Below are 26,020 nucleotides of genomic sequence, written 5' to 3' on the forward strand. Positions count from 1 at the left end.
ATATTTGCTAGGGGCAATGTGTGCGAATCAAGAAACGCTGATGCGTTTCTTGATATTCAGGCGAACTCATGTCAGGATAGCCTTGTGGTGTGCGTGGGACTGGGATATGGCGTTGGCAATTTGGGTCGTAAGTCGGGTAGGTTTGGGGTGTTTGACGCTTACTTTCAGAAAAATCTGTCATGTTCATGCAAGCGGTCAGGACAAGGGGTAGCATTAAGATGATGATTCTCATGATAAATCAAATGTAAAAAGCCTAAAACGTATCAATTATAACAAGAATTTTGTAAAAATACTATCCCAAGCCCCAACTTTATTATAAAATACACCCATCTTTCTCTCATTCTATCTTGCATGAAAGCCCCTGTTTACAAAAAAAGCCTGCCCTTAAAAGAGAAAATCCACATCGTCATCGAAGGCACAGACACCCGAACAGGTAAGTTCTTTGATGTGCTGCTGCTGATTGCTATTGCATTGTCGGTGGCGGTGGTCATGCTCGATAGTGTTTTGATTTTGCGGCTGCAGTACGGTCAGCTGTTTTTTTATGCTGAATGGCTGTTTACTATTCTTTTCACCATTGAATACGCGCTGCGATTGTATTCTGCGCCGAATCGCAAGCGTTATGCATTTAGCTTCTTTGGGATTATTGATTTGCTGGCATTATTACCAAGCTATCTAAGCTTGTTCTTCGTGGGCACGCAGTATCTGCTTGTGGTGCGTATTCTGCGTATTTTGCGCATCTTTAGGGTGTTTAAATTACGCTCATACATGCAGCAGGCGGGATTTTTGGCGGCGGCGTTTAAGACCAGTCAGCATAAGATCATCGTGTTTTTCTTATCGTTGTTGTTGCTTGTGACGATTTTTGGTTCGGTGATGTATGTGGTTGAAGGTCCTGAGAATGGCTACACCAGTATTCCGCTGTCGATTTATTGGGCGGTTGTGAGTTTGACGACGGTGGGTTATGGTGACATCTCACCAAAAACCCCAATCGGTCAGGCGATCGCATCGATGGTCATGATTACAGGTTATGCGATCATTGCCGTGCCGACGGGGATTTTTACCGCTGAGCTTACCCGAACCATGCGCCCACAGCTACATCCCATCAGTTGCCCAAAGTGCGGTAAATTCGGCCATGCATCCAACGCCAAGTTCTGCGACCGATGCGGGCATGATTTGCACGTCTAAATAGAGTTAACAAAATAAAAGCCAATCGCGATGGATTGGCTTTTTTTATTGAGAAATGATTAGAATTCATAAGTGAGCGATAAGGCGTAGTTACGACCTGGGGCGGTGTAGCGGTTGAAGCCATGACCTGCACTACCGCGGATATTACTATAATCCATAAAGTTATTAATACTAGGATTGTTGCCAAACTGACGCATATTTTCCCAAGGATAGTAACGTAAATTGGTCAGGTTATACACACCAGCTTGCAAGGTAAGCCCTTTGGCTAGTTTATAACTGCCATATACGTCAAATACCCAAGTATCTTTAATGCGATTAAGGTGGTCATAGGTTGCTACCTCTTCGCGATAGCCTGAAGCACGACCCCAATCTCTGACCGCTTTGACGTATTTGGTTTCGTCAGGACGTTTGGCTTCGGTGAATTTTGCTTTAAAATGCAAAGAGGCTTTATCATCATCACCAAAATAATAATCCATACCTAGGATGGTACTACTAGGTACAGAAGCTAATGTATTGATTTCTAGCACGCCATCAGCCTCTTGGTCAGCAACTACTTTGGCTTTATCTTTAGATTTGTGATAATCTAGTGTTAGATACATTCTGTCATTTGTGCCTAGGTATTTTGAGATGTCAGCACGTACACCTAATTTATAGCCTTTGATTTGAGCATCATTTAAATTTTCAGAAATGATACAAGTAGATTGTGAGCAACCCCATTTTGTGGCTTTGGCTTTGCTATCCCATCTATCCCAATAACTTGTGTGAATAAAGTTTTTATCATCACTTTGGTAGGCAGAACCTGTGAGTGTCAGCACATCATTGGGTTTAAATTCAAGCTCTAACTCATGGTTGACTGATGTTTCGGGTTTTAGATTGGGATTGATGATTTGTTGTGTGGCAAAGCCCTGAAAGGCTGAGTACATTTGTGTTATGTTGGGTGCTAAGAATCCTGTGCCAACTTTATAGCGAGCGGTAAGCTTATTTGGTACAATGTGATACCCAAAAGCACCGCTATAGGTAAATTTGTCAAAAGATGGCTTTTGGTTGTAAACGCCATTAACATAATCTTGGCAAAATACTAAGTAGGTATTGGCTGGGCAGGTACTAACTTCATTTTGTTCGTTTGTGCGAATATCACCAAGATAGGTGTCATTTTGGAAGTAAGGAGCAACCTTGTGGTAATCATAACGCACGCCTAATTTGGCATTTAGACGGTCATTAAAATGTATGTCATCAGACAATATTAGGCTATAAATGTCCTTTCTTGCGTCAGGAAAGACGACTTTATAAGGTTGAGTAGCCTGTGTCATTACACCACCGCTGTTATATAGTGCGCTGATATTGGTTGCTTTATAATCTTGCTTATTATAAGTGGCGGTTGCACTAAATTGGTGCGTACCAAATTTGCCCCAATCTATCGGCATGAACTTACCATCTAGCCTAAATTGGTTGGTTGTGGTTTCGGTGGGGCGATACTCTCTTCTGCCCAAGGACAATGTGGGAAACCCTGAATAAATCCAAGTGTCAGCAATACCCAGCACTTCTTGATGCTGATATTTAGCTTCTAGGCTTTCCAACCATGTACTGCCATTGGGCAAAAAGCGGCAGTTTAGCCCATAACTTTTCATCTCTTCGGTGTCCTCAGGCATGCGATAACCCGAACTGCCACTTTTGCTATACGCATAAGAGTGTGTTTTTTTTGTTTTTGGTAGATGGCTTGTACGCCAAGACGATGACTGTCATTAATGTGGTAATAAAATTTACCTAGTACACCATCACGCTTGTAAGTCAAGCTGTCGGGATAAAAGGTGGATTGGGGTTGTGAAGCACGACCGAGTTCACCATTACCTGCAAAATCATAATTGATATTATGTTCACGTTCTTTATTATGACTACGCATATCGTGATTTTTAAGTTCATGACCTTTACGGTGAGCATAATTGAGTAAAAGCTCTGCCTTATTCCATACCCTCCAATCCTACAGCAGTCAAAAGCTCTTCATTTTTGGCGGTGTAGCCAACCTTGGCATAACCGCCTAAATTACCATCACCTGTAACCATACTGGCAGGCTCTTTGGTTTTATAGGCGACAGGGCCACCCACAGCACCCGAACCTGATACAATGCTGTCAGCGCCTGCAGTTACTGATACTGACCCCATCATCTCTACATCGGGGTTAAACCGTCCCTCATAGATGTCGCCATAAGGGGAGAACAGCTCATTGCTTTCAATCTCAGGCAACGCCACCCCATCAATATTCATCGCCACACGGTTGCCGTCTACGCCACGAATGGCAAAGCCTTTATTGCCATAGCGACCGACTTCTGCCACGTCCACTTCGGTATTATAGCGGACGAGGTCATGAGCGTTTTGGATATTTTGCTCATCAAGCTCACGGCGTGTGATGATCTCTTCGCCAACTTTTTCTCTGGGTTTAGCATTTACGGTGACATTTAGAGTATCTAGCGTGACTCCGGGTTCGTTAGTATCTTGAGCGGTCGATTGGGTGCCATAAGCCATCATTGCAGGAATGATGAGCGCCAGCAGCACTTTATTGGTTTTTGGAAAGGGTGTGTGTTGTGCCATGCGGTTTTCCTTGGTTGAACATAAATAAAGTTGAACAAAGACTGTCCAAAGCGTAGCAATGTTAAGAATTTATTACAATAATGTAATTTATGGGGAATTATAACCGAGTCATTTTATTAAGTAGATAATAATCTATTTTATTTAGATATAATTTTCAATTAAATAATATTATCATTAATAAATAATAGTTTGAAAAAGGGGTATAATGCTGATTCTTGAATTGGTATTGATGTGATTTATGAACTTTCAGAATTTATTAATAAAAGCACCCGTCACCTTGTTGTTGATTGTGATTTTTGTGGGGTTTGCCTTATACCAGCTCACCCAAGGTGTTAGCATGGATAATCCTAGCACGAGTGATTTGTTGCGCTTTGGGGCGAATTTTTTGCCGTTGTCGCTCACGCATGAGCCTTGGCGTATGACTTCTAGTGTGTTTTTACATATTGGGATCATTCATCTGCTTTTTAATAGTTTTGCTGTGTACTATTTTGGACAAGTTACAGAACAGATCATTGGTAAGTGGCAGTTTTTGATGTTGTTCTTGTTGTCAGCGGTGGGTGGTAATCTGTTAAATCTATTCATTACTTGGCAGGATGTACAAGCAGGTGGATCAGTGGGGCTGTCAGCAGGCGCGTCGGGCGGCATCATGGGACTTGGTGTATTCTTATTGGTGCTAGCGGTGATGCGTGCACCGACGATGTTCGTCTTGAATGCCAAAAGTCTATTCGTTGTGATGGCGATTAACCTTCTGATGGGGTTTTCACTGCCAGGCATTGACAATGCAGCGCACATTGGTGGTGCATTGATTGGGGCGTTGTTTGGGATGGTGGTGTCATTGGTGTTGAAATCTAAGCTGTCGCGCGCATGGTTTTGGAAGATGTCAATGGTTGTAGCGGTAGTTTTTGGCGTGGTTTGGTGGCAGCTGCATACTCAGGTTTTGGCGCTAATAGCCTAAGATAAGACCATTAGATCGCTTTTTTGAAATGTAAATACCAAGTGGTTCTGGCATCTGACAGGATGGCGAAACTCCCATAAACCCATCTCACCATCATCAAGCACTGCCCCGATAACTGCCGTCACTTGATTGCTATTAAGTCGCCAGTCACCAAGAACGACTCTTTTTTTACCATCAATGTTATGCACGGCTGGCCGATGTGTGTGCCCATGCATCAGAATGTCGCATGTAGCTAGGGCGTTATGGGTTGCATTGTCATTCACGTCCATGATGACGGCAGTTTTTTGGGATTTGTCGTTTTGGGATTTTTGTTTGATGTTTTGAGCGAGTTGCCTGCGCTTGGCCAGTGGCTGCTTTAGGATTAGCCAAGAGATGACGGGGTTTTGAATGATTTTGCGGTAGCGTTGATAGGCTTTGTCATCGGTACACAGGCGATCACCGTGTTCTAGGCGAAGTTTTGATGCGTTGGATAAAGTTAAAAAATAGGGTTCTTTAATCAGTGTACCACCTAAGAAATCGCACAGACCTTGGCGTATCATAAAGTCGCGATTGCCATGCATGATATAAATGGTGGTCTTGTCGGAAAGCTTTTTTAGCTGATGTATAATGGGCGTAAGCCAATGCGCAGACTTTTGGGCATCAGATAAGCTTAAATAATCATCATCACCAATCCAGCTATCCAGCCAATCTCCTAAGATATAGAGTGTCTGCAGATTTGGCAAAGCCATCAAATCCTGTAATAGTGCCAAAAACGCCTGATTCAGCATTGCGGTATCGGCCGATAAATGCAAGTCGCTCACAAATACCATGCGGATGTCGTGAGGCTTGGTGGTCAGAAGATGATTGAAATCTTGCATGTTGAATCAGCGCTTGAATTTATGAGTGATGAAAATCACAAAAGGGCGAAAAATTTTCCGCCCCTTATGGTGTTTGCTTTGGGTTATTTTGAGATAACTTTGGCAGAGTTGATGACGATTGGCGTGCTAGGTACGTCTGAATGGTAGCCATAGCGACCTGTCGCAACGCCTTTGATTTGATTAACCACATCCATGCCGTCGGTTACTTTACCGAATACCGCATAACCCCAGCCTTGTGGTGTTGGGCTTGAGTGGTTTAGGAAGTCGTTGTTTTTAACGTTAATAAAGAACTGAGCGGTTGCAGAATGCGGGTCTTGGGTACGAGCCATGGCGATGGTGCCGATGTCGTTTTTTAGGCCGTTGTCAGCTTCGTTCTTGATCGGTGTGCCGGTGCGTTTTTCGTTCATGTCCGCGTCCATGCCGCCGCCTTGAATCATAAAGCCATCAATCACACGGTGGAAAATTGTACCGTCGTAATGACCGCTTTCAACGTAGTCGATGAAGTTGGCAACGGTGACAGGGGCTTTTTCGGCGTTTAGTTCGATGACGATGGCGCCGTGAGTGGTGTCAAATTGTACAACAGGCATATCCATGATTATTCCTTACAATAAAATAAAAAGTTAAGTATCAAAAATGATGGCTAAATTATAGCATACCCTTAATCAAATCCCAATCAAAAGCCAAAAAAATTACATAACCCACCCGCGCTATTAAGCTATCATTAATCTGCGTAAAACTTACGCAAAAAATAGGGATGCGACTTGCCAAGTGTGAAATTGAACCCAAAGTCATACCTATGCTACAATGCCCTAAAATCATAAATCACTTATAAGAATAATGCCAAATCTAAAAAGCTGCTTAAGCTTCATGTTACCTACATTATTACTGGCCGGCTGCGCAAGTATCGATTCATCAGACCGACAAGTTCGGCGTGCAGAATTGTGGCAGTCGCCATCAGTCAGCTTTCCTAATCATACCAGTAAAGCTGAGCGAATTCGCGCCATCGCCATCAAAGAGCATCAAGCATGGGGTGAGCCTTTTATTACCGCTCAGGGGCGCATCGCCAAGTATGACCATTATGAATCAGAGAATGCTCGATTGACAGATGGTGTTCGTGCGTGGGAGCGGGTGACAGCGTATTGGCGCGACAGCGGTGTTCTGCCGCGGTTAGACAGGTCTTTTAATTATCAAAAATGTAATAAGTTGGATACGAGTCACAATTCAAACATGAATATCTGCCGAGCCTTTGCCAGTGATGTGGCATGGTCGGCAGCGTTCATCTCCTATGTGATGGCTCAGGCGGGCATTGAGGATTTTTATGTATCGCCGCGCCATTATGATTATATGTATCGTGCGTGGCAACAGAAGGGCAGTTATCACGCTAAGAATCCTAAGCAGACAGCGCCCAAGGTCGGGGACATGCTGTGCTATGTGCGTGGCGGTTCATCGCTGTCTAGCTATGAGGCACTGACCGACCATATGGCGAATCAATCTGGAGGATTGCCTGCGCACTGTGACATCGTCACGCAGATTTATCAGCCTAAGGCAGAAGCATGGCTGATCGGTGGCAATGTGCTGCACGCCGTCATGCTAAGAAAGCTGCCCATCGATGACGATGGTCGTTTTGCCTTGCCTGAATACCAAGGGGAATGCAATCCACAAAGTGAGCAAAACTGTAATCTCAATCAACAAAATTGGCTGATGTTATTACAGTTGCAGCCTTAAATCTGAAGCATGCCTTGAAGTGCTTATAAAAATTCTACAATTTGTTTTTGTGGAATTTTTTATTGTCATAAACTGTGTTAAAATAGCATGATTTATGCTAATTTTGGGCGACGAATTGCCCTTAAAAATAACTGAAAAAAGGTAATCCATGACCGACATCACCACTGAGAAGAATGATTTTATTCGTCAGATTATTCGTGACGACTTGGCGAGCGGCAAGCACGACAGCATCGTTACTCGCTTTCCACCAGAGCCGAATGGTTATCTGCACATCGGGCATGTCAAATCCATCTGCCTAAATTTTGGCGTGGCAAAAGAGTTTGACGGCTTGTGTAATCTTCGCTTTGATGACACCAACCCAACCGCTGAGAAGCAGGATTATGTGGACAGCATCAAGGCGGACGTTGAATGGCTTGGCTTTAAATGGGCGGGCGATGTGCGTTATGCGTCTCATTATTTTGATCAGCTGCACGCATGGGCGATTCAGCTCATCAAGCAAGGCGATGCTTATGTGGATTTTCAGACGCCTGATGAGATTCGTGAGCATCGCGGCGGCTTTGGCAAGCCGTCTGTCGAATCGCCACAGCGAAATGCGACCATCGAAGAGAACTTGGTGCACTTTGATGACATGAAAAATGGCAAATACAAAGAAGGTCAAGCCGTACTTCGTGCCAAGATTGACATGAATCATGCCAACATGAACATGAGAGATCCTGTCATCTATCGTGTCATGCACGCTCACCATCATCAGACGGGCGACAAGTGGTGCATCTACCCGATGTACGATTATGCCCATCCGCTGTCCGATGCGATCGAGAACATCACGCATTCGCTGTGCACGCTTGAGTTTGAAGATCATCGCCCGTTTTATGATTGGGTGGTTGAGAAAGTTGGCTTTGAAGTGCCACCACGCCAATATGAATTTAGCCGTCTAAACCTAGATCACACCCTAACTTCTAAGCGTAAACTTAAACGCTTAGTGGACATGGGTGTCGTCTCGGGCTGGGATGATCCGCGCATGCCAACCGTGGCTGGTATGAGGCGTCGCGGTTATCCTGCTGAGGGTTTGCGTGATTTTTGTGAGCGCATTGGCGTATCTAAAGCAGATGGCGTGGTTGATTTTCGTCAGTTGGAATTTAGTGTGCGTAGCGCGCTCGAGAATACTACCGCACGTGGCATGGCGGTGCTAAGACCATTAAAAGTCACCATTGCTAATTTTGATGAGGCGGTGGCAGACTTTGAAACCCTTAAAAAAGATACTGTTAAGGCGCGTCTGGACGATAACGTCCTTTGGCTAACTCAGCCTAAGCATCCAAATGTTGATATGGGCAATCGTGAAATTCCATTCACCAGGACCATTTACATTGATCAGACCGATTTTGAAGTGAATCCACCGGCAGGCTACAAGCGACTGTCGCCAGAGAACCGTGAAATCCGCCTACGTAACAGCTACATCCTAAAAGTAGAGGAGCACATCACCGATGATAACGGTGATGTGGTCGAGTTGATCGCCACCATCGATCCTAAGACGCTGGGTAATAATCCTGAGGGACGCAAGGTCAAAGGTGTGATTCACTGGGTGTCAGCAAGTCACGGTGTGGATGCAGTGGTGCGCCTGTATGAGCATCTATTATTAGAAGATGATGAGATCAATCAAGATGCCACCTTGCACGAAAAAGACATGCTTGATGCGGATACAGATGCTGATACACTATGGATTAAGCAGCACCTTAATCCTAATTCTCTCACCGTCTATCAGGCGGTGGTTGAGTCATCTTTGGCAGAAGTGTCAGGCGGTGAGAGATTCCAGTTCGAACGTGAAAGCTACTTTGTGGCGGACATTGTCGAGACGACCAAAGAGCTGCCTGTATTTAACCAGATCGTTGGCCTAAAAGACAGCTTTTGATATTAGCCAACCAATTAAACCGCATGTTTATCGTGCGGTTTTTTTATTTGTATTTAAAAATAAAATCCCCAACCATCAATCAATTAATGCGTAAAATCCCCAAATATGATAAAGTAGTCAGTTAAAATAAACAAAAATAACAGAGTGATTATATGAAGATCTTATTAGCCAATCCACGCGGTTTTTGTGCCGGCGTGGATAGAGCCATCGCCATTGTTAATGAGGCATTGCGCCGCTTTAATCCGCCTATTTATGTGCGTCATGAAGTGGTTCATAATAAATTCGTGGTTGAAGATCTTGCCAACCGCGGGGCGATATTCGTTGAAGAGCTTGATGAAGTGCCTGATGGTGCGATTGTGATTTTCTCGGCGCATGGCGTATCTAAGGCAGTTGAGGACGAGGCAGCTCGACGTGATTTGACTGTATTTGATGCCACTTGCCCCTTGGTGACCAAAGTTCATATCGAGGTGGGTAAATTTGCCAAAGAAGGCATGGATGCGATTTTGATCGGGCATGCAGGACATCCTGAAGTTGAAGGAACGATGGGGCGATTTGATACGACCTTTGGCGGGCGCATTCATCTGGTTGAGGATGCTGATGATGTTGCGAATTTAAATTTTGAAGAAGACAAGGAGCTTGCTTTCGTTACTCAGACCACGCTGTCGATGGATGATACGGCTGTGGTGATTAATGCATTAAAGGATAAATTCCCACAAATCAACGCCCCGCGTAAGGATGACATCTGCTACGCCACCCAGAACCGTCAGGATGCGGTAAAGTCGTTGGCGGCAAACTGTGACATCGTTCTGGTGGTCGGGTCGCCAAATTCTTCTAATTCTAACCGCCTAAGAGAGCTTGCTGAGCGACTGGGTGCTAAGGCTTATCTTATTGATAACGCTAGCCAAATGGATCGTTCATGGTTTGATGGTGTGGCATGTGTGGGTGTAACGGCAGGCGCATCAGCCCCTGAGGTGCTTATCCAAGAAGTGCTAGACACCCTGCAATCATGGGGTGCCCAAAGCCCAGAAGAGATCAGTGGCATCGAAGAGAATGTTACATTTAGCCTGCCAAAATCCTTGCGTGCGTGATTGGTCTGGATTTAAGAATCAAAACAAAGAAGAATTACAATGACAAAGCTTAATTTATCACTGCGCTACACAGGTGAGATTGATGATGAACTGGTTCAGACCTTCGGTTCTGTGACTTTGGCGCGTGTGCTGCTCGCTCGTGGCATTCACGATGAGGCACAGCTAGATACTTCGGTTGGACAGCTGTTGCCTGCATCTGACTTAACAGGACTTGATGGGGCAGCGACCTTAATCAGTCAAGCGATCGATGAGCAAAAGCGTATTTTGATCGTAGGTGACTTTGATTGTGATGGTGCAACTTCAACAGCGCTCATGGTTCGCTGCCTAAAAGAGATGGGTGCTGATGTGAATTTCTTGGTGCCTGATCGATTTAAATTTGGTTATGGATTGACACCAGAGATTGTCAGCTATGGCGCAGAGGAATTTAACCCAGAGGTTATCATCACTGTGGATAATGGCATCTCAAGCCATGACGGTGTCATGCGCGCCGATGAGCTTGGCATCCAAGTCATCATCACAGATCACCATCTGACCACCAAGCCATCTCCGAGTGCCGCCGCTGTCGTGAATCCTAACCAACAAGGCTGCAATTTTGGCAGTAAATCCCTGGTCGGCGTGGGTGTGGCATTCTATGTCATGGGTCGTGTGGCGCGCATCCGCCGTGAAGCAGGGCTATCAACGACAAGTGTCGCCAAGTATCTAGACCTTGTGGCGCTGGGTACGGTGGCGGATGTTGGAACACTGGATCAGAACAACCGCATCTTAGTGACGCATGGGGTAAATGCCATCCGTAGTGGACGAGCTTGTCATGGGGTGCTTGCGATATTAGAGCAGTCGGGTCGCGACCATGAGAAAATCAGTAGCGATGACTTGGGTTTTGCCATTGCTCCCCGCATTAATGCTGCAGGGCGTATGGATAATATGCGCACAGGTGTTGAATGCTTATTGGCGGATGATTGGAGCCGAGCGCATACGCTGGCGTTGGAGCTGAATAAATTGAATCACTCGCGCCGCGCCATCGAGACGCGAATGCGAGATGAAGCGAATGACATCATTCATGAGTTGCACCTTAGCTCTGCAGAAGAGATCAGCCTGCCGCGCGCCATCATTCTATACCAAGACAACTGGCATCAGGGGGTTATTGGCATCGTCGCAGGCAGAATTAAGGAGTGCCTGTATCGTCCGACCATCGTATTCGCTCCAGCAGATGCCCAAAAAACTGACGACGATGATTACATCAAAGGTTCAGCCAGATCTATCGCTGGCGTGCACATTCGTGATGCCATTGAGGCGGTGGCGATCGCACATCCGCACTTGATCACGCATTTTGGTGGGCATGCCATGGCGGCAGGACTTACGATTAAAAAGCGGCATTTTGATGAATTCATGCAGGCGTTCTTGATGGTGATGGATGAATTTGATGAGTTGATATTTAACGAAGAGCATTTCACAGATGGCGAACTACTGCCTGAGGACTTTAGCCTAAGATTTGTATCAGAATTAAAGAGCATCAGCGTTTGGGGTAACGGCTTTGCACCGCCTAGCTTTGATGGTGAATTTGAGGTGCTAAACTTCCGCGTGATGAAAGACAAACACCTAAAACTAACCCTTCGCCTGCCTCAGGTGCAGTATCCCATTGATGCCATTTGGTTTAATTATGATGCGGACAAATGGGATTATCGCGCCAGTCGTGTTCATATCTTATTCGCCTTAGAGATTAACGAATGGCAGGGCAATCAGAGCCTGCAACTGGTCATCAAAGATTTGGCAGTAGGTCAAATTGCACCGATGATGCCGCCGTATTAAGAACAAAAAGCGCGTTCAAATGAATGCGCTTTTTATTTGAGGTAATTTGACCTGTAATTTATTCATTATGAATATCAGTAACTAAGGTCGGTGATTTGACAATTACAATGAATGATTTAATAGATATAAAAAGAAAGCCCTTCTTGATATGAGAAGGGCTTCTTGGAATATGGCTCCCCAACCTGGGCTCGAACCAGGGACACACGGATTAACAGTCCGATGCTCTACCAACTGAGCTATTGGGGAATGGTGGGTCGTGCAGGATTCGAACCTGCGACCAATTGATTAAAAGTCAACTGCTCTACCAACTGAGCTAACGACCCGATTTGTGTTGCGTATTATACTAGATAATTTCAACTTTGCAAGTATTTTTTTAAATATTTTTAAAACTAACTTGCTATTAGGATAATGGTGGGTCGTGCAGGATTCGAACCTGCGACCAATTGATTAAAAGTCAACTGCTCTACCAACTGAGCTAACGACCCTTATCGCTAATGTGGTGCGTATTATACAGTATATTTGGATGTTTGCAAGTGGTTTTTTATGTTTTTTATAAAAAATCGCAAACTTTTAAGTTTGCGATTTTATTGGGTGATTAATTATGTGCCAACGCATCCACAGGGTTGAGTCTTGACGCATTACGGGCGGGTAAAAAGCCAAACACCACACCAATGAGTGTTGAGCAGACAAAGGCAACCACGATAGATAGGGGCGAGTAAATCACACCCACGCTGTCGCCCCCAAATTTATTGACAAGACTGCCCACACCAAAGGCAAGCAAAATCCCCAAGACACCGCCCAAGATACACACCAACACCGCCTCAATCAAAAACTGCCCCATGATGTCCGACTGCCTTGCCCCAACCGCCATACGCACGCCAATCTCGCTGGTGCGTTCGGTCACGGACACGAGCATGATGTTCATCACGCCAATACCACCCACGATGAGCGAGATAATCGCAATCGACGAGATGAGCATGGTCATGGCGGTGGTCGTGGACTGCACTGTCTCTTTGATACTGTCGGTGTTCATGATGTTAAAATCTTCTTCGCCATGGCGGGTGCGTATCAAATCCTTGATGGCAGTCTCGGCGATGGCAGATGGCGTACCATCGGCAATCAGCACAACAAAACGGTCAATGTAGCTGGTGCCAAGCATACGATACATGACGGTGGTATAAGGCAGATAGACGGTGGGCGAGTTACTGGTGCGGGCAAAGGACGATGTTTTTTCGGACAACACGCCCACGATACGGGCAGGGACGTTGCCGATGAGCAGGGTTTGTCCGATAGGATTGCCTTCGTTATTAAAATAGGTCTTGTAGGCGTTTTGGTCGATGATGACATCCTGGGCGGACGTGGCGACACTGGTTTCATTAAACATCTGCCCCATAGCCAATTTTTCGCCCGTAACGGACAAATAGTCCTTACCCACGCCCATTACCGTGCCTGTCGTGTCTTGGTTTTGGTAGCGGATATTGACCGATTTGTTTACCATGGGGCTGACCGACAAGGCATAGGGCTGATCGGCAACGGCTTGGGCGTCCGCCACGGTGAGATTGTCCCGCCCAAACCGCCGTCTGGCATCGCCCCACGGATAGCCGTTCATCACGGTAATGGTGTTGGTGCCTAGGGCGTTGATGTCGGCTAGGATTTTGGCTTGCGAGCCTTGCCCAAGCCCCACGATAGACACCACAGAGGCGATACCGATGATAATCCCGAGCATGGTTAAAAGCGTTCGCATTTTATGGGCTTTCATGGCATAGATAGACATTTTAAAGGCTTCTTTTAGGCGGTCTATCACGCCAAATAGGGCGTTTTTTGAGCCAAAGGTATTTTTGCTTGTGGCGGTGTTTTGAGTATTGTGATTATTATCTTGCTGTTCTTGATTTCTGGCATTATCGGTATAATAATCAGCGATGATATGCCCGTCTTTTAGCTCAATCACTCGCTCGGCTTGGCTTGCCAAACTTGGGTCGTGCGTTACCATGATGATGGTGTGTCCGTCATCTTTTAGGCAGTGCAAGATGTTCATCACTTCCTTACCAGAACCGCTATCCAACGCCCCTGTCGGCTCGTCTGCTAGGATAATACCGCCCCCATTCATCAAGGCTCTTGCAATAGAGACACGCTGTTGCTGACCGCCTGAGAGCTGATTGGGGCGGTTGGTGGTTTTCTCGCCCAAGCCCAATTGGGTAAGAAGTTTGGTGGCTCGCTCACGCCTTTTGGTGGTGTTCATGCCTGCATAGACGGCAGGGATGGTAACATTATCAAGGGCGTTGATGTCGCCAAGCAAGTGATAACGCTGAAAAATAAAACCAAAATGCTCACGTCTTAGCTTAGCAAGCTCTTCACTATCCATGTCGTCCACAGATTTGCCAAAAATGGTATAGCTTCCGCTCGTGGCTTTGTCAAGACAGCCCAAAATGTTCATGAGCGTGGATTTGCCTGAGCCTGATTGCCCAATGATAGCAACCATTTCGCCTTGATAAAGCGTTAAATCAAGCCCGTGCAAAATACGAATATTAGTGTCGCCAGCAGGGAACTCACGCACGAGATTTTTGACTTGTATGAGTGGGATTTTCATGATTTTCTCCCTATCATCTCATCATTGGTGGGCGGTTTCGGCGTTGTTTGTTTTCACCGCTTTGACTTGCTTCGCCAATCACGACTTTATCGCCAGCGTTTAGCCCTGATTTGATTTCGGCATTGACACGGTTGTTTAGTCCCACTTGCACGTCCACAGGCTTGGCAATGCCGTCCGCCCCAACCACCTGCACGCTGTATTTGCCCTTGCCCCCTCTTAGGGCAGATGACGGTATGGTGAGTACGTTTTTGACTGAATCGGTGATGATATTGACCTGTGCGGTCATGTCAATGCGAAATTTACGTTCGGCATTATCCACGTCCAAATAACCGATATAATACACCGCCGAGTCCGTGCTACTGGTCGTGCTGATGTTCTCGGGGGCAGGCTCAACCCCTGCCAGCGTGGTGTCAAACTGCTGCTGGGTATTGCCAATGATGTTAAAGCGAGCAGGCATTCCTGCACTTACGTTTACCACGTCCGCCTCGCTGATTTGGGCGTTAATGCGGACACGGCTAAGGTCGGCAAGCGTTACAATGGTCGGGGCAGACTGCATGGCGTTCACTGTTGTGCCTTCTTTTTGGGTAACAGAAACAACTGTACCGTCCATTGGGGCGACTATCGTGGTATAGCTTAAATCTTCGGTGGCGGTGGATAGGTCATTTTGGGCTTTGTTAATGCTGGCTCGCTGGCTTTGGATGTTCGCCTGTGCGGTGGCAACGTCATTTTTGGCGTTTTGCACGTTTGCCCTTGCCACGTCCACGTTGGCACGAGCGACTTCGACCGCACTTTGGGCATCATCATAATCTTGGCGACTGATTGCATCAATTTTTAAAAGACTCTCCAAGCGAGCAAAGAACTGTTCGGCTTTTTTGAGTTCGGCAAGGCGTGCTTGTAAGGTGGCTTCTGAGCTTGCCACATTGCCTTGACTGGATGCCAGATTTGCTTGGGCTTGGGCAAGGCTGGCCTGGGCTTGTTGTAGATTAGCACCCGCATTTGAGACGGTATTTTTTTGTTCTACTTGGTTAATTTGGGCGATCAGGTCGCCTTTTTTGACTTCATCGCCCACGTCCACGTACAGCTTGACAATTCGCCCTGATACCTGAGCCCCCACGTCCACGCTGTAAATGGGCTTGACTTTGCCCGATGCCATGACCGTGTTTTCAATGTCGCCCATCACCGCATCGGCAGTCAGATAGGACGGTGGGGCTTCTTTGGGTTTAAAGAAATAATAAAGCGCAAGAGCGATCAAGGCAAGCAAGATAACGATGATTGGTAACTTGGTGTACTTGGTAAATTTGGGTTTGGCGGCTGTGTTCATAATCACCTGCGGACAATAATTAAAGGGCAAAGAGGGTTAAAATATCGATGAAATATAAAAATCTTTTGGCAAAAATTTAAAAATGATAAAAGCGACTTATGATATCAATTTCATCTGTGTATAGTATGGGTCAAACCAGTATTTTTGTGCGTATTTTTTTAATTTTGTGTTACGGCGTTGTAAGCTGGTTAGACCGCATTGGTGTGCCGCACAGTGACAACACCAACTGCTGCAACAGGTGCCATACATTAGCATCATTAACACCTTTGATGGTCTTGTCGATGTCACAAATGGCGCTTAGCCAAGATTGACTTGTTAAGGTTGGTGAACGTCTGGCGGCGTTGGTGTAGCTTGATATTTTATTGCGCCAGATGCCTAGGTCGCTAGGGTTTTTGCCTGCTTGAATTTGTAGGATGAGGCGCGCATCTTTGGCGAGTGCCCATAGGATAATGCTTGGCGCAATGTCGGTATTTTTTAGATGATTGAGAATTTGTAGGGCTTTTGGGGTGTTGCCTGCCAGTACGGTGTCGGATAAGTCAAAGACGCTAAATTCCGCACCGTCCACAAGGCAGGTTGTGAGCATGTCGATGTCAATGGCAGCATTCGGGTATAGTAATGACAGTCGCCAAAGATTTTGATGGGCGGTAAGTAGGTTGTGCTCGGTACGCATCATGAGCATCTGCCAAGCATCGGCATTTAGGGTAACGCCAATATGACGCGCTTGCATCCTAAGCAGCTCGCCGCGCATCCTTTCATCGTAAATGTTGCCATCGATGATGAGTCCAAGCTGGTCGAACAGCTTGATGGCTTTGGTGCTGAGTGATTTTTTGTCTTGTTTTGGGGTTTGCCACAGTAGATGATGCAGTGTGTCTGGCGCAATGCGAGCCAGAGCATCAAGAGTGTCTTTGTCGGGCTTATGGTTGCCAGAGACGATGATTGCGCTAGTATCGCCGAACAGGCTTAGGCTGTCAAGTTCAGCGATGACATTTATCCAAGATTTGGCTGAGGTCAGCTCGATGCGTTTGATGGTCTGTTCGTGTGCTTGCCAGATGGGGCGACAAGCATCAATGATCCACTGACTAATCAGCGGCTCATCTGAATGAATGAGCCAAAAGCCTTGAATGGGCTGACTGCTTGCAGGGTCCGCACCCCGAAGCTGCTCATACAGAGACACAAAACGCTGCTGCATTATCAGAGTTTGGCTTTGGCGTAGTACTGTTCAGCGATACGCTGAGCCAAGTGATCATAGAGCCACGTTTTGGTTTTCTCACCTTGTTGATCGATGGTAACGACACTGGCCTCATTATATTGATAGCTTTGCTCAACTTGAACAGGCGCGCGATGAGTCTGACCGCCGATGGTGTAACTAACATCTGCCATCATCACCAAGCGAACCTCGGTTAAGGTACCGACCAATTCGTAACGACGAAGACGAAGATTGTCCACTTTGACGGTGTTGGCGGCAGTCGCTTGCTCTGATACACCCAATAGCTGTAAGCGCTTAACCAAAGGACGCTTTAACCCTAGTGCAAATTGGTTATCCTCTAGGATTAGCTGAGTGCTAAGGTTGGTAGGGGCAATCACAGCAGCTGTACGATCGCTGCCGCGTAGGGCAAAGCCACAAGCACTTAGGCTTGTCGCTGTTGCTACCACAAATGCTAGTGCAAGGGCTTTTTTCATGTTGATTCCTATTTATCAATCAGCCTGCAACCACGAAGCTGACCAGTTTATTTGGTACGACGATGGCTTTTTTGATCTCGCCCGTCAAGAATTTATCGACGCCATCGACAGCTTTGGCAAGGCCGATAAGCGTGTCATTATCCAAGCCTGTCGCTACATCCATCTTGCCGCGAACCTTGCCGTTTACCTGCACGACCATGGTAATGGTGTCATTGGCAAGGGTGTCTTTGTCAAGGCTGGGGAAGCTGATGGCACGACTATCAAAGCCGAATTGCTCTAGCAGATACTCACCAGCATGAGGCGCATACAGAGCCAGCATCGACAGTAGCGTAACGATGGCTTCGTGACGTGCTGCCAAGTCGTTGGTGTCATTCACATCGAAGCTGCCAATCTCATTAGCAAGCTCCATGAGAGATGAGACGGGCGTGTTTAGCGCCAGATGCTCTCCCAGACTGACATCGATCTTGGCGATGGTCTCGTGCGTCTTACGGCGTAGGTCTTTGGCAGCTTTGGTTAGTGTATTCTTATCGATTGCAAGGTTGTTGTTGCCATCGATGGCGGCTAGGTGCTCATTGGCGATGCGCCATACTTTTTTGACGAAGTTGTGCGGGCCTTTTAGTGCTGAATCTGACCACTCTAGTGTCTGATCGGCAGGTGCGGTAAATAGCGTGTATAGACGGACGGTGTCAGCACCATATTGCTCGATGATCTCTTGTGGGTCAACGCCGTTGTTCTTCGATTTTGACATCTTCTCGATCTTACCGATCACGACAGGCTGACCGTCGGCGATGAGGGTCGCTTCACCATTCTCGACATTAACCTCGTGTGGGAAATAGTAAGTCGTCGAACCGTCCGCATTCTCACGATAGAATGTTCCTGCCAGAACCATACCCTGAGCCAGTAGGTTGGCAAATGGCTCGTCGCCACCGACCAGACCCTCGTCACGCATGACCTTATGGAAGAAGCGAGCGTATAATAAGTGTAGCACCGCATGCTCAACACCGCCCACATACTGATCTACAGCAAGCCATTTGTCTGCGCCTGCACGACCGACCATCTGCGTGTCGTCATGTGGTGTGGTGAAGCGCTGAGCATACCAGCTACTCTCTACGAAGGTATCAAAGGTATCTGTCTCGCGCTCGGCAGGCTGTCCGCATTTTGGGCAGGTGCAGTTGACGAATTCTGGCATGGATTTAAGTGGGTTGCCACGTCCGTCAGGCACGACATCAGTCGGTAATACGACAGGCAGATCGGCTTCATCGACAGGAACAGTGCCGCAGTATTCGCAGTTGATCATCGGAATTGGGCAGCCCCAATAACGCTGACGAGACACACCCCAGTCACGCAGACGATACTGAGTGGTGATTTTGCCTTTGTCGCCTAGAATCTGTGCGATCTTAGCGGTGGCGTCATCTTTATTAAGGCCATCTAGCTCGCCTGAATTAATGCACACACCGCCTTTGTCGCCATACCATTCTTGCCAGTTTTTATCATCATAAGCCTGTCCGTCCACGTCGATCACTTGGCGGATGGGTAGGTTGTATTTATTGGCAAATTCAAAGTCGCGTTCATCGTGGGCGGGTACTGCCATGACTGCGCCCGAACCATAGCTCATCAGTACGTAGTTGGCAACCCAGACAGGCACACTTTGACCTGTGATGGGGTGGATTGCAACCAAGCCTGTATCCATGCCGACTTTCTCGGCTTTGGCGAGGTCTGCTTCTGCGACTGAGCCTTGTTTGCATTCTGCGCAGAATTGGGCGACCGCTTCGTTGTGACGGGCGGCGTATTGAGCCAATGGGTGCTCGGCTGCAACTGCAAGGTAAGTCACGCCCATGATGGTATCAGAGCGGGTGGTGAACACGGTGAGCTTGTCGGCTTGACCATCGATCTCATAAGCGAAGTCCAGCTCCATGCCGTGGCTTTTGCCGATCCAGTTTTGTTGCATGGATAGGACTTGTTTTGGCCATTTACCTTCTAGGGTTTTTAGGTCTTCTAAGAGTTCGTCAGCGTAATCGGTGATTTTGAAGTAGTACATTGGGATGTCGCGTTTTTCAACGATTGCGCCAGAGCGCCATCCACGACCGTCTATGACTTGTTCGTTGGCAAGGACGGTATTGTCCACAGGGTCCCAGTTTACGGTGGATAGCTTCTCATATACCAAGCCTTTTTTGTAAAGCTGTAAAAATAGCCATTGCTCCCATTTATAGTAGTCAGGATTGCAAGTGGCGAACTCACGAGACCAGTCAATGGAAAGACCTAGCGATTTTAGTTGCCCACGCATATGCTCGATATTGGACATCGTCCACGCATGGGGGGCAACCTCGTTGTCAATGGCGGCGTTTTCGGCAGGCAAGCCAAAAGCGTCCCAGCCCATCGGTTGCATGACGTCATAGCCCTTTTGGCGGTAGTAGCGAGACAACACGTCTGTGATGGCGTAGTTGCGAACGTGTCCCATGTGGAGCTTACCGCTTGGATAGGGGAACATGGAGAGCATATAGCGGGTGGGCTTGCCGTTGTCGTTATTGTCGGTGTGGTAGCGGTTATCAGCTTGCCATTTGGCTTGCTGGGCTTGCTCAATGGCTTTAAAATCGTAATTGTTTAGGCTCATGATGGGCTAACTCAAAAATAAAAAATTTAACACGCTATTATAGCCGATTTTTGTTATAATTTGCCAATATTTTGTAAAGCGAGACACCCCCATGACGACCATTTATGGCATAAAAAACTGCAACACCATGAAAAAAGCATTTGATTTTTTAAATCAAAATGGCATAACGCATGAGTTTTTTGATTATAAAAAGTCGGTATTAAGCCAAGATGACTTCGCCAAATTTATGGCAACCTTTGGCGAAAAAGTCATCAACAAGCAAGGCACCACTTACCGCAAATTGGACGATGACACCAAAGCCATCTTGACCAGTGGCGACACGAGTGCCATGTATGAGATTGTCAAAGCCAACCAAAGCGTCTTAAAACGCCCGATAGTCGTGGGCGATGATGTGGCACTGATTGGTTTTGATGAGAGTGAGTGGGGTAAAGCATTCGGGCTGGTATAATGGCTGTATTTCATTCTTGACTGCTTGGTGGGTGGTCTTTTTTAGACTCCCCTTTTGTTTTTATCTTAATCTTAAACGGTCTGTTATAAAACAGCTTAAACACTTTTTTATAAAATAGAGCGGCGACAATCAGCCCCAAAGCAAACGCCCACAAACTTGCCAACCACAAGATAAATTCTAAGAAATACAGCCAACCTGTGCCGATACTCTGGACAAAGCGATGACCAAAATTCGCCCGCTCGTCTTTGGCGATATACGCCTGTGTGTCAGGCATAACTGATTCAAAAATTTGCGGATTTTGATAAAAAGCAAGTGTTATCGTACTAAATGCCACTTGCTAGGCAAGAGCCTTACGGTCAAGCTCGGCAAGGGTTTGGCGGTATTTTGAGTTTGTCATCTCGCCCACATGGGTAGACTTGTCCGCCAAATCGTCCGTTTTGGTGGCGTCAAGCTCGCCCAGTTTGGCTTGGCGTTCGGCTTCTATCTGGGCGTGTAGGGCGTTACGTTGTAAGTCTAGGGCGACATCAGTGGCGTTAAATTCTTGACCGTCCAAAAACACCACTTGTCCTTGCACCCCTTTAAAAACTCGCCCACATTCGCCTTGGGGATACGCACAGTCATCATGCCATGACGCACAAAATGGGTCAGCACTTTGAGCCGCTCTCTCCCAATCGGGTAGCGGTGCGTGTCGGTGGTGTTGTTATAAATCTTGGACGTTTGGATATATCCGCCCGTTTGCAGAGTTAGGCTCTCAAGCTGGTCTTTGGTGGCAACCACGTCTTTGACGGCAAAATTTACGTCCGCCTTGATGATAAAGGCTTTGTTTGCCAAATGAGCCTGCTCGCCTTGGGCGGTGGCTTGGCTGTCAAGGGTAGGATTGTCGGGGTTTGATTTGTCAGATTTACCACTTGCGTCCATACTGGCAACGTCTGCCATATCCACACTTGCCACATCAGAGCTTGCCGACTGATGAGACATCTCGCCGTCATGGGGCTTGGAGCAGGCGGACAATAAAGCGATAAAGACGATAAGGGCAAGGGGTTTTTGCATGGGGATTTCCAAACAGGTTTGGGCTAATATAGATAATTATTCTCTTTAAAGCAAGTTTTACGCATAAAAAAGACAGCTTGATGACCGTCTTTTTTACCACTAATTACCCCTTAAAATCTGCGTACCCACACCTTCTTCGGTAAAGATTTCAAGCAAACAAGCGTGTGGCACTCGCCCATCCACGATGGTCGCACTTCTAAGCCCTGCCTTGATCGCATCCAATGCCCCTGCGATTTTGGGCATCATGCCCCCGCTGATGGTGCCGTCAGCGATGAGATTATCCACGTCTGTAGGCGATAGACTGGTCAGGATATTGCCACTTTTATCTAGCACGCCTTTGATGTTGGTGAGCAGAAGCAGGCGTTCTGCGTTTAAAAACTCAGCGACTTTACTTGCCACAAGGTCGGCATTGATGTTATAAGTCTCGCCATTTTCGTCCACACCTAAGGGGGCGATGACGGGGATAAAGTCGCTATGGATAAGCATATTGATGACATCTGTATTGACATCGGCGACTTCACCGACAAAGCCCAAATCAATGGGGCTGCCATCTTTATCCGTCATGGCAAGTTTGGCCGCACGGATAAGGTTGGCATCTTTGCCTGTCAAGCCAATCGCCTGTCCGCCGTGCTTGTTGATAAGATTGACGATAGATTTGTTTACGCTGCCGCCCAGCACCATCTCTACCACGTTCATCGTGTCTTTATCAGTAACTCTCATACCGTCTATGCGGTCGGACTCACGCCCAAGCTCATTCATGAGATTATCCACCTGCGGGCCCCCGCCATGCACCACCACAGGGTGAATGCCAACCGTTTTTAGTAGGACAATATCACGGGCAAAGGAGCTTTCTAGCACAGGGTCGGTCATGGCATTACCGCCGTATTTAACCACGATGAGTTTGTCTTTATAACGCTGGATATAAGGCAGGGCGGTCGTGATGACCTCGCTTGTGTGTTTGGCTTCGTCTAGGGTTAGGGATTTGTGGTTTGGGGCTTTGTATTGCATGGCATTTTCCTTTCAAATAGTTGTAAAAATTTATCAATTACCAATAAAATCAATCACTTAATCCCAGAGCTACCAAACCCACCTGCCCCACGCTCGCTGTCATCGCTAAATTCATCGACAATCTCAAAACTTGGACGTACCACAGGCACCACCATATATTGAGCCATGCGTTCGGCAGGATTTAGGGTAAAATCGCTATCGCTTCTGTTCCACACCGATACCATCAGCTCGCCTTGATAGTCAGCATCAATCAGGCCAACAAGATTACCAAGCACAATGCCATGCTTGTGCCCAAGTCCTGAACGTGGCAAAATAATCCCTGCAAAATTGGGGTCTTTGATATATATTGCCATGCCTGTACCGATGAGTTTGGTCTCGCCCGCTTTGATAACCACAGGTTCATCAATGCACGCTCTTAGGTCTATGCCTGCCGAGCCGTCTGTGGCACGAGTGGGCAGGGGGAAATTAGGGTCAGAGCCGATTTTGAGGTTTAGGAGTTTGACTTGTACAGATTGCATGGCTGGTCCTTTGGAAGAATTATTGGTAAATCATAAACCAAGAATTATAACCGATTTTACAGATTTTCAAAAATAAATCCTGCGATGTGTAGGATTTAAATTCATTCACTCCAATGATATTCAAAAGTCTCTCCAGCCATCCGATTAAGGTGGTCGGTGATGACGAAGCGAAGTCGTTCTTCATCATAAGGGCGTTCTGGGCTGTCGGTGCTTTCGTTGCGAACATATTCAATATGAAGTTCGTTGTCGGTTGGTGTAAAGGTAACGTCTGCGCCAGCCATGTTCACAAAATAGCCCATGTCGGCCTCAGTAACAGTAACTTTGTGCTTAAAATGATTGGTAAGGCGCTTGGCGATGCGGGCGGCTTGGTCGGTTTGAATGGTGGTTTTTGGCATATGATGCTCCTTGTAAATTATCAGTAATGATAATAAGTCTTATTCTGCGCCTAGGCAAGTATAAATTTGGCACATAATTGTAAAAAATCCTTACGCATCATTTGGTGATTTGGCGCCTTTGCGTTACAATTGACATTATTTTGGCTGAGGCTTGCTGTGTTATTGCGTCCGATTTTGATTGTGTTTTTGTGTTTGTTTCTGGGTCAAGTAATCGTTGAGGGGCTGGGCTTGCCACTGCCTGCCAGCATCATTGGACTTTTATTGCTGTTCATGGCATTACAATCAAGGATTGTTAAGCTAGATACGATGCAAAAGCTTGCCAAGATCATGCTTGATCATCTTGTGCTGCTTGTGATTCCTGCGTGTATTTCTATCATGCAGTACTTGGATGTCATTGCTGATGATTTGTGGATTTTATTGACTGCGACCATCGTAAGCACGCTGCTCGTGTTAATCAGTACCGCCAAGAGTTACGAGTGGCTAAGAAGACGACAAAAGCACTCTTTAAAAGGATCTAAGTGATGTCAGTATCCATCATTGAGCAGCTATCCCCGTTAAAGAGCAGTCCGTTTTTGTTGTCATTTGTGCTGATCGGTGCGTTTGAGCTTAGCCTGTGGCTGCGCCAAACTTTAAAACAACCCTTGATTAATCCTACCTTATTAACTACGGTGGCGGTGATTTTGTTTTTAAAATTATTCGATGTGTCGTGGGAGGTTTTTAATCAGGCAAGTGGTTATTTGAGTTTTTGGTTGCAGCCTGTGGTGGTGTGCATGGCGGTGCCGCTATATGTACAGTGGCAAAAAATCCGTGCTCAATGGCTGCCCATCATGGCATCTCAGCTTATCGGTTCTGTGGTGGGTATTGTCTCGGGGGTTGGGCTGGTGCGACTGCTGGGAGGTGCTGAAGATAGCATGATTGCCATTGCAGCCAAGTCTGTCACCATGCCGATCGCCATCGAAGTGACGGATGTGCTTGGTGGTGTGGTGGGCATCAGTGCGGCGACGGTATTGGTTGCAGGCGTGACAGGGCAAGTGATGGGTGTGTATGTCCTGCATCAAATGCGTGCTCGCCGATCTATGACTCAAGGTCTATCGCTGGGCGCAGCATCCCACGCACTAGGTACAGCCAGAGCAATGCAAATGGGATCGCGTCATGTGGCCTATGCGACCGTTGGGTTGATATTAAATGGCATTTTAACTGCATTCTTGGCGCCTGCGATTGCCCCATTTTTGTTACCCTAAATTAATACACAAAAAAGCACCGCCATATGACGGTGCTTTTTTGCTGATCGAATTTATGTTGATTGGATCAGTTAGGTAGCTTTTGTAGCGACGCGATACGATCATCTAAGGTTGGGTGGCTACGGAACAGATTGGCAATGCTAAAGCCAGTTGATTGCCCGCTTGAGATGGCGAATGCTTTCATCGATTCAGGCATCTGATCGGGACGAGCTTCAGCAGGGCGAAGGGCGTTCAGCGCAGCGATCATGTTGTCACGACCTGCTAGGCGTGCACCCATCTCATCAGCGCGGTATTCACGTAGGCGAGAGAACCACATCACGATGGCGCTGGCCAAGATGCCAAGCAGGATATCCATCACCATACTCGTCACAAAATACGCAATACCGGGGCTGTCGCTTTCATTTTTAAAGATTGCTCTGTCCACAAAATTACCGATAATACGTGCAAAGAACATCACAAAGGCGTTCACCACACCTTGAATCAGGGCAAGTGTTACCATGTCGCCATTAGCAACGTGACCGATCTCGTGAGCCAGTACCGCTTCGACTTCTTCGGCGGTCATGGTGTGTAGCAGACCTGTAGAGACAGCGACCAGTGCGCTGTTCTTGTTCCAGCCGGTAGCAAAGGCGTTCGGCTGCGCATTATCAAAAATACCCACTTCAGGCATGCCAATACCGACTGCTTTAGCTTGTTTGGCGACGGTATCGATAAGCCATTGTTCTGTACCGTTACGCGGCGTCTCAATGACGACGGTTCCGGTAGATTTCTTTGCCATCCATTTTGACAAAAACAGCGAAATGATTGAGCCTACCATGCCATAGACTAGACACATCACGGCCAAACTTGCATAGTTAAGACCGTTCGAGCCATGCACACCGCCCAAGCCAAATACGCTGGACAAAATACCAAAAACGATGCTAAATACGACCAAAACCGCTATGTTGGTTAATAAAAATAAACCAATTCGCATCATGGGCTAGTTTTCCTTTTAAAAATAAATCTTCTGATAAGTTAAATACGTTAATTCAAAATCAGATTTTCATTAAAAAATCTGATT

General features: G+C 46.8%; 27 protein-coding genes and 3 tRNA genes. 9 read left to right on the forward strand and 21 right to left on the reverse strand.

Going from position 1 to position 26,020, the window contains the following annotated elements:
• Positions 1-7: 7 nt before the first annotated feature.
• Positions 8-232 (reverse strand): hypothetical protein, encoded by a 225-nt coding sequence (locus tag DYD54_RS11285; RefSeq protein WP_146740117.1) that lies wholly within the window; start codon positions 230-232, stop codon positions 8-10.
• 119 nt (positions 233-351) lie between these two features.
• Between DYD54_RS11285 and DYD54_RS03635 the strand changes: the two genes are divergently transcribed.
• Positions 352-1,182, forward strand: coding sequence for an ion transporter (locus DYD54_RS03635; RefSeq protein ID WP_063513784.1), 831 nt, complete (start codon positions 352-354; stop codon positions 1,180-1,182).
• Positions 1,183-1,241: 59 nt separating this feature from the next.
• On the opposite strand, the gene DYD54_RS03640 is transcribed toward DYD54_RS03635, so the two are convergent.
• From DYD54_RS03640 to DYD54_RS03650, 3 genes are read right to left on the reverse strand one after another with little or no spacing between them, the layout of a single operon-like run.
• On the reverse strand, positions 1,242-2,831 hold the full coding sequence (locus DYD54_RS03640; RefSeq protein WP_063513785.1) for a TonB-dependent receptor domain-containing protein: 1,590 nt from the start codon (positions 2,829-2,831) through the stop codon (positions 1,242-1,244).
• The gene (locus DYD54_RS03645; protein WP_063513786.1) at positions 2,807-3,082 is read right to left on the reverse strand and encodes a hypothetical protein; all 276 of its coding nucleotides are present in this window, start codon (positions 3,080-3,082) and stop codon (positions 2,807-2,809) included. Before DYD54_RS03645 ends, DYD54_RS03640 begins: the two co-directional genes overlap by 25 nt.
• Before the next feature lie 58 nt (positions 3,083-3,140).
• Positions 3,141-3,767, reverse strand: a complete 627-nt coding sequence (locus tag DYD54_RS03650) for a TonB-dependent receptor plug domain-containing protein (RefSeq protein WP_063513787.1) — start codon at positions 3,765-3,767, stop codon at positions 3,141-3,143.
• 238 nt (positions 3,768-4,005) lie between these two features.
• Here DYD54_RS03650 and DYD54_RS03655 point away from each other — a divergent pair, with 238 nt between their 5' ends.
• On the forward strand, positions 4,006-4,722 hold the full coding sequence (locus DYD54_RS03655; RefSeq protein ID WP_063513788.1) for a rhomboid family intramembrane serine protease: 717 nt from the start codon (positions 4,006-4,008) through the stop codon (positions 4,720-4,722).
• Here the strand turns inward: DYD54_RS03655 and DYD54_RS03660 are convergent.
• Complete coding sequence (locus tag DYD54_RS03660; RefSeq protein WP_063513789.1) at positions 4,719-5,579, reverse strand: UDP-2,3-diacylglucosamine diphosphatase; 861 nt, start codon at positions 5,577-5,579, stop codon at positions 4,719-4,721. The genes DYD54_RS03655 and DYD54_RS03660 overlap by 4 nt on opposite strands.
• Positions 5,580-5,662: 83 nt before the next feature.
• The gene (locus DYD54_RS03665) at positions 5,663-6,172 is read right to left on the reverse strand and encodes a peptidylprolyl isomerase (RefSeq protein ID WP_063513790.1); all 510 of its coding nucleotides are present in this window, start codon (positions 6,170-6,172) and stop codon (positions 5,663-5,665) included.
• A 274-nt stretch (positions 6,173-6,446) separates the two neighbouring features.
• Here DYD54_RS03665 and DYD54_RS03670 point away from each other — a divergent pair, with 274 nt between their 5' ends.
• The 4 genes from DYD54_RS03670 to recJ all read left to right on the forward strand — a co-directional run bounded on the left by DYD54_RS03670 (position 6,447) and on the right by recJ (position 12,104).
• Positions 6,447-7,304 (forward strand): DUF2272 domain-containing protein, encoded by an 858-nt coding sequence (locus DYD54_RS03670; protein ID WP_167541386.1) that lies wholly within the window; start codon positions 6,447-6,449, stop codon positions 7,302-7,304.
• A gap of 148 nt (positions 7,305-7,452) precedes the next feature.
• Entirely contained in the window at positions 7,453-9,210 is a 1,758-nt protein-coding gene (locus tag DYD54_RS03675) for a glutamine--tRNA ligase/YqeY domain fusion protein (RefSeq protein WP_063513792.1), read from the forward strand.
• Between the two features lie 152 nt (positions 9,211-9,362).
• The gene (ispH, locus tag DYD54_RS03680) at positions 9,363-10,298 is read left to right on the forward strand and encodes a 4-hydroxy-3-methylbut-2-enyl diphosphate reductase (RefSeq protein ID WP_063513793.1); all 936 of its coding nucleotides are present in this window, start codon (positions 9,363-9,365) and stop codon (positions 10,296-10,298) included.
• A gap of 39 nt (positions 10,299-10,337) precedes the next feature.
• Positions 10,338-12,104, forward strand: a complete 1,767-nt coding sequence (gene recJ / locus DYD54_RS03685) for a single-stranded-DNA-specific exonuclease RecJ (protein WP_063513794.1) — start codon at positions 10,338-10,340, stop codon at positions 12,102-12,104.
• A 170-nt stretch (positions 12,105-12,274) separates the two neighbouring features.
• Here recJ and DYD54_RS03690 read toward each other — a convergent pair.
• The 8 genes from DYD54_RS03690 to leuS all read right to left on the reverse strand — a co-directional run bounded on the left by DYD54_RS03690 (position 12,275) and on the right by leuS (position 20,303).
• Positions 12,275-12,350, reverse strand: a tRNA-Asn gene (locus tag DYD54_RS03690).
• Position 12,351: 1 nt separating this feature from the next.
• Positions 12,352-12,427: transfer RNA gene (locus DYD54_RS03695), tRNA-Lys, on the reverse strand.
• Positions 12,428-12,513: 86 nt separating this feature from the next.
• Positions 12,514-12,589: transfer RNA gene (locus tag DYD54_RS03700), tRNA-Lys, on the reverse strand.
• 110 nt (positions 12,590-12,699) lie between these two features.
• Complete coding sequence (locus DYD54_RS03705; RefSeq protein WP_084260595.1) at positions 12,700-14,691, reverse strand: MacB family efflux pump subunit; 1,992 nt, start codon at positions 14,689-14,691, stop codon at positions 12,700-12,702.
• 13 nt (positions 14,692-14,704) lie between these two features.
• Positions 14,705-16,012: an efflux RND transporter periplasmic adaptor subunit gene (locus DYD54_RS03710; RefSeq protein ID WP_063513796.1), complete on the reverse strand. Its 1,308-nt coding sequence runs from the start codon at positions 16,010-16,012 to the stop codon at positions 14,705-14,707.
• A gap of 169 nt (positions 16,013-16,181) precedes the next feature.
• Positions 16,182-17,186 (reverse strand): DNA polymerase III subunit delta, encoded by a 1,005-nt coding sequence (gene holA, locus DYD54_RS03715; protein ID WP_228703589.1) that lies wholly within the window; start codon positions 17,184-17,186, stop codon positions 16,182-16,184.
• Positions 17,187-17,203: 17 nt separating this feature from the next.
• Positions 17,204-17,692 (reverse strand): LPS-assembly lipoprotein LptE, encoded by a 489-nt coding sequence (locus tag DYD54_RS03720; RefSeq protein ID WP_063513798.1) that lies wholly within the window; start codon positions 17,690-17,692, stop codon positions 17,204-17,206.
• Between the two features lie 19 nt (positions 17,693-17,711).
• Positions 17,712-20,303, reverse strand: a complete 2,592-nt coding sequence (leuS, locus tag DYD54_RS03725) for a leucine--tRNA ligase (RefSeq protein WP_063513799.1) — start codon at positions 20,301-20,303, stop codon at positions 17,712-17,714.
• Between the two features lie 91 nt (positions 20,304-20,394).
• Here leuS and DYD54_RS03730 point away from each other — a divergent pair, with 91 nt between their 5' ends.
• Positions 20,395-20,751, forward strand: a complete 357-nt coding sequence (locus tag DYD54_RS03730; RefSeq protein WP_063513800.1) for an arsenate reductase family protein — start codon at positions 20,395-20,397, stop codon at positions 20,749-20,751.
• Positions 20,752-20,761: 10 nt separating this feature from the next.
• On the opposite strand, the gene DYD54_RS03735 is transcribed toward DYD54_RS03730, so the two are convergent.
• The 6 genes from DYD54_RS03735 to DYD54_RS03760 form a co-directional block, all read right to left on the reverse strand.
• The gene (locus tag DYD54_RS03735; protein ID WP_063513801.1) at positions 20,762-21,025 is read right to left on the reverse strand and encodes a hypothetical protein; all 264 of its coding nucleotides are present in this window, start codon (positions 21,023-21,025) and stop codon (positions 20,762-20,764) included.
• A 63-nt stretch (positions 21,026-21,088) separates the two neighbouring features.
• Complete coding sequence (locus DYD54_RS03740; RefSeq protein WP_063513802.1) at positions 21,089-21,310, reverse strand: hypothetical protein; 222 nt, start codon at positions 21,308-21,310, stop codon at positions 21,089-21,091.
• Positions 21,265-21,801 (reverse strand): DUF4349 domain-containing protein, encoded by a 537-nt coding sequence (locus DYD54_RS03745; protein WP_063513803.1) that lies wholly within the window; start codon positions 21,799-21,801, stop codon positions 21,265-21,267. Before DYD54_RS03745 ends, DYD54_RS03740 begins: the two co-directional genes overlap by 46 nt.
• Before the next feature lie 99 nt (positions 21,802-21,900).
• Positions 21,901-22,809, reverse strand: a complete 909-nt coding sequence (gene argB / locus DYD54_RS03750) for an acetylglutamate kinase (protein ID WP_063513804.1) — start codon at positions 22,807-22,809, stop codon at positions 21,901-21,903.
• A gap of 53 nt (positions 22,810-22,862) precedes the next feature.
• Positions 22,863-23,327 (reverse strand): dUTP diphosphatase, encoded by a 465-nt coding sequence (dut, locus tag DYD54_RS03755; RefSeq protein WP_063513805.1) that lies wholly within the window; start codon positions 23,325-23,327, stop codon positions 22,863-22,865.
• A 101-nt stretch (positions 23,328-23,428) separates the two neighbouring features.
• Positions 23,429-23,722: a DUF2218 domain-containing protein gene (locus DYD54_RS03760; RefSeq protein ID WP_063513806.1), complete on the reverse strand. Its 294-nt coding sequence runs from the start codon at positions 23,720-23,722 to the stop codon at positions 23,429-23,431.
• Positions 23,723-23,914: 192 nt separating this feature from the next.
• On the opposite strand from DYD54_RS03760, the gene DYD54_RS03765 reads away from it, so the two are divergent.
• Both DYD54_RS03765 and DYD54_RS03770 read left to right on the forward strand, forming a co-directional pair.
• Positions 23,915-24,244, forward strand: coding sequence for a CidA/LrgA family protein (locus DYD54_RS03765; protein ID WP_228703590.1), 330 nt, complete (start codon positions 23,915-23,917; stop codon positions 24,242-24,244).
• On the forward strand, positions 24,244-24,963 hold the full coding sequence (locus tag DYD54_RS03770) for an LrgB family protein (RefSeq protein WP_063513807.1): 720 nt from the start codon (positions 24,244-24,246) through the stop codon (positions 24,961-24,963). Before DYD54_RS03765 ends, DYD54_RS03770 begins: the two co-directional genes overlap by 1 nt.
• 67 nt (positions 24,964-25,030) lie before the next feature.
• Here the strand turns inward: DYD54_RS03770 and htpX are convergent, their stop codons facing one another.
• The gene (gene htpX, locus DYD54_RS03775; RefSeq protein WP_063513808.1) at positions 25,031-25,936 is read right to left on the reverse strand and encodes a protease HtpX; all 906 of its coding nucleotides are present in this window, start codon (positions 25,934-25,936) and stop codon (positions 25,031-25,033) included.
• Between the last annotated feature and the right edge of the window lie 84 nt (positions 25,937-26,020).

Source organism: Moraxella ovis, from assembly GCF_900453105.1.
Lineage (GTDB): Bacteria > Pseudomonadota > Gammaproteobacteria > Pseudomonadales > Moraxellaceae > Moraxella > Moraxella ovis.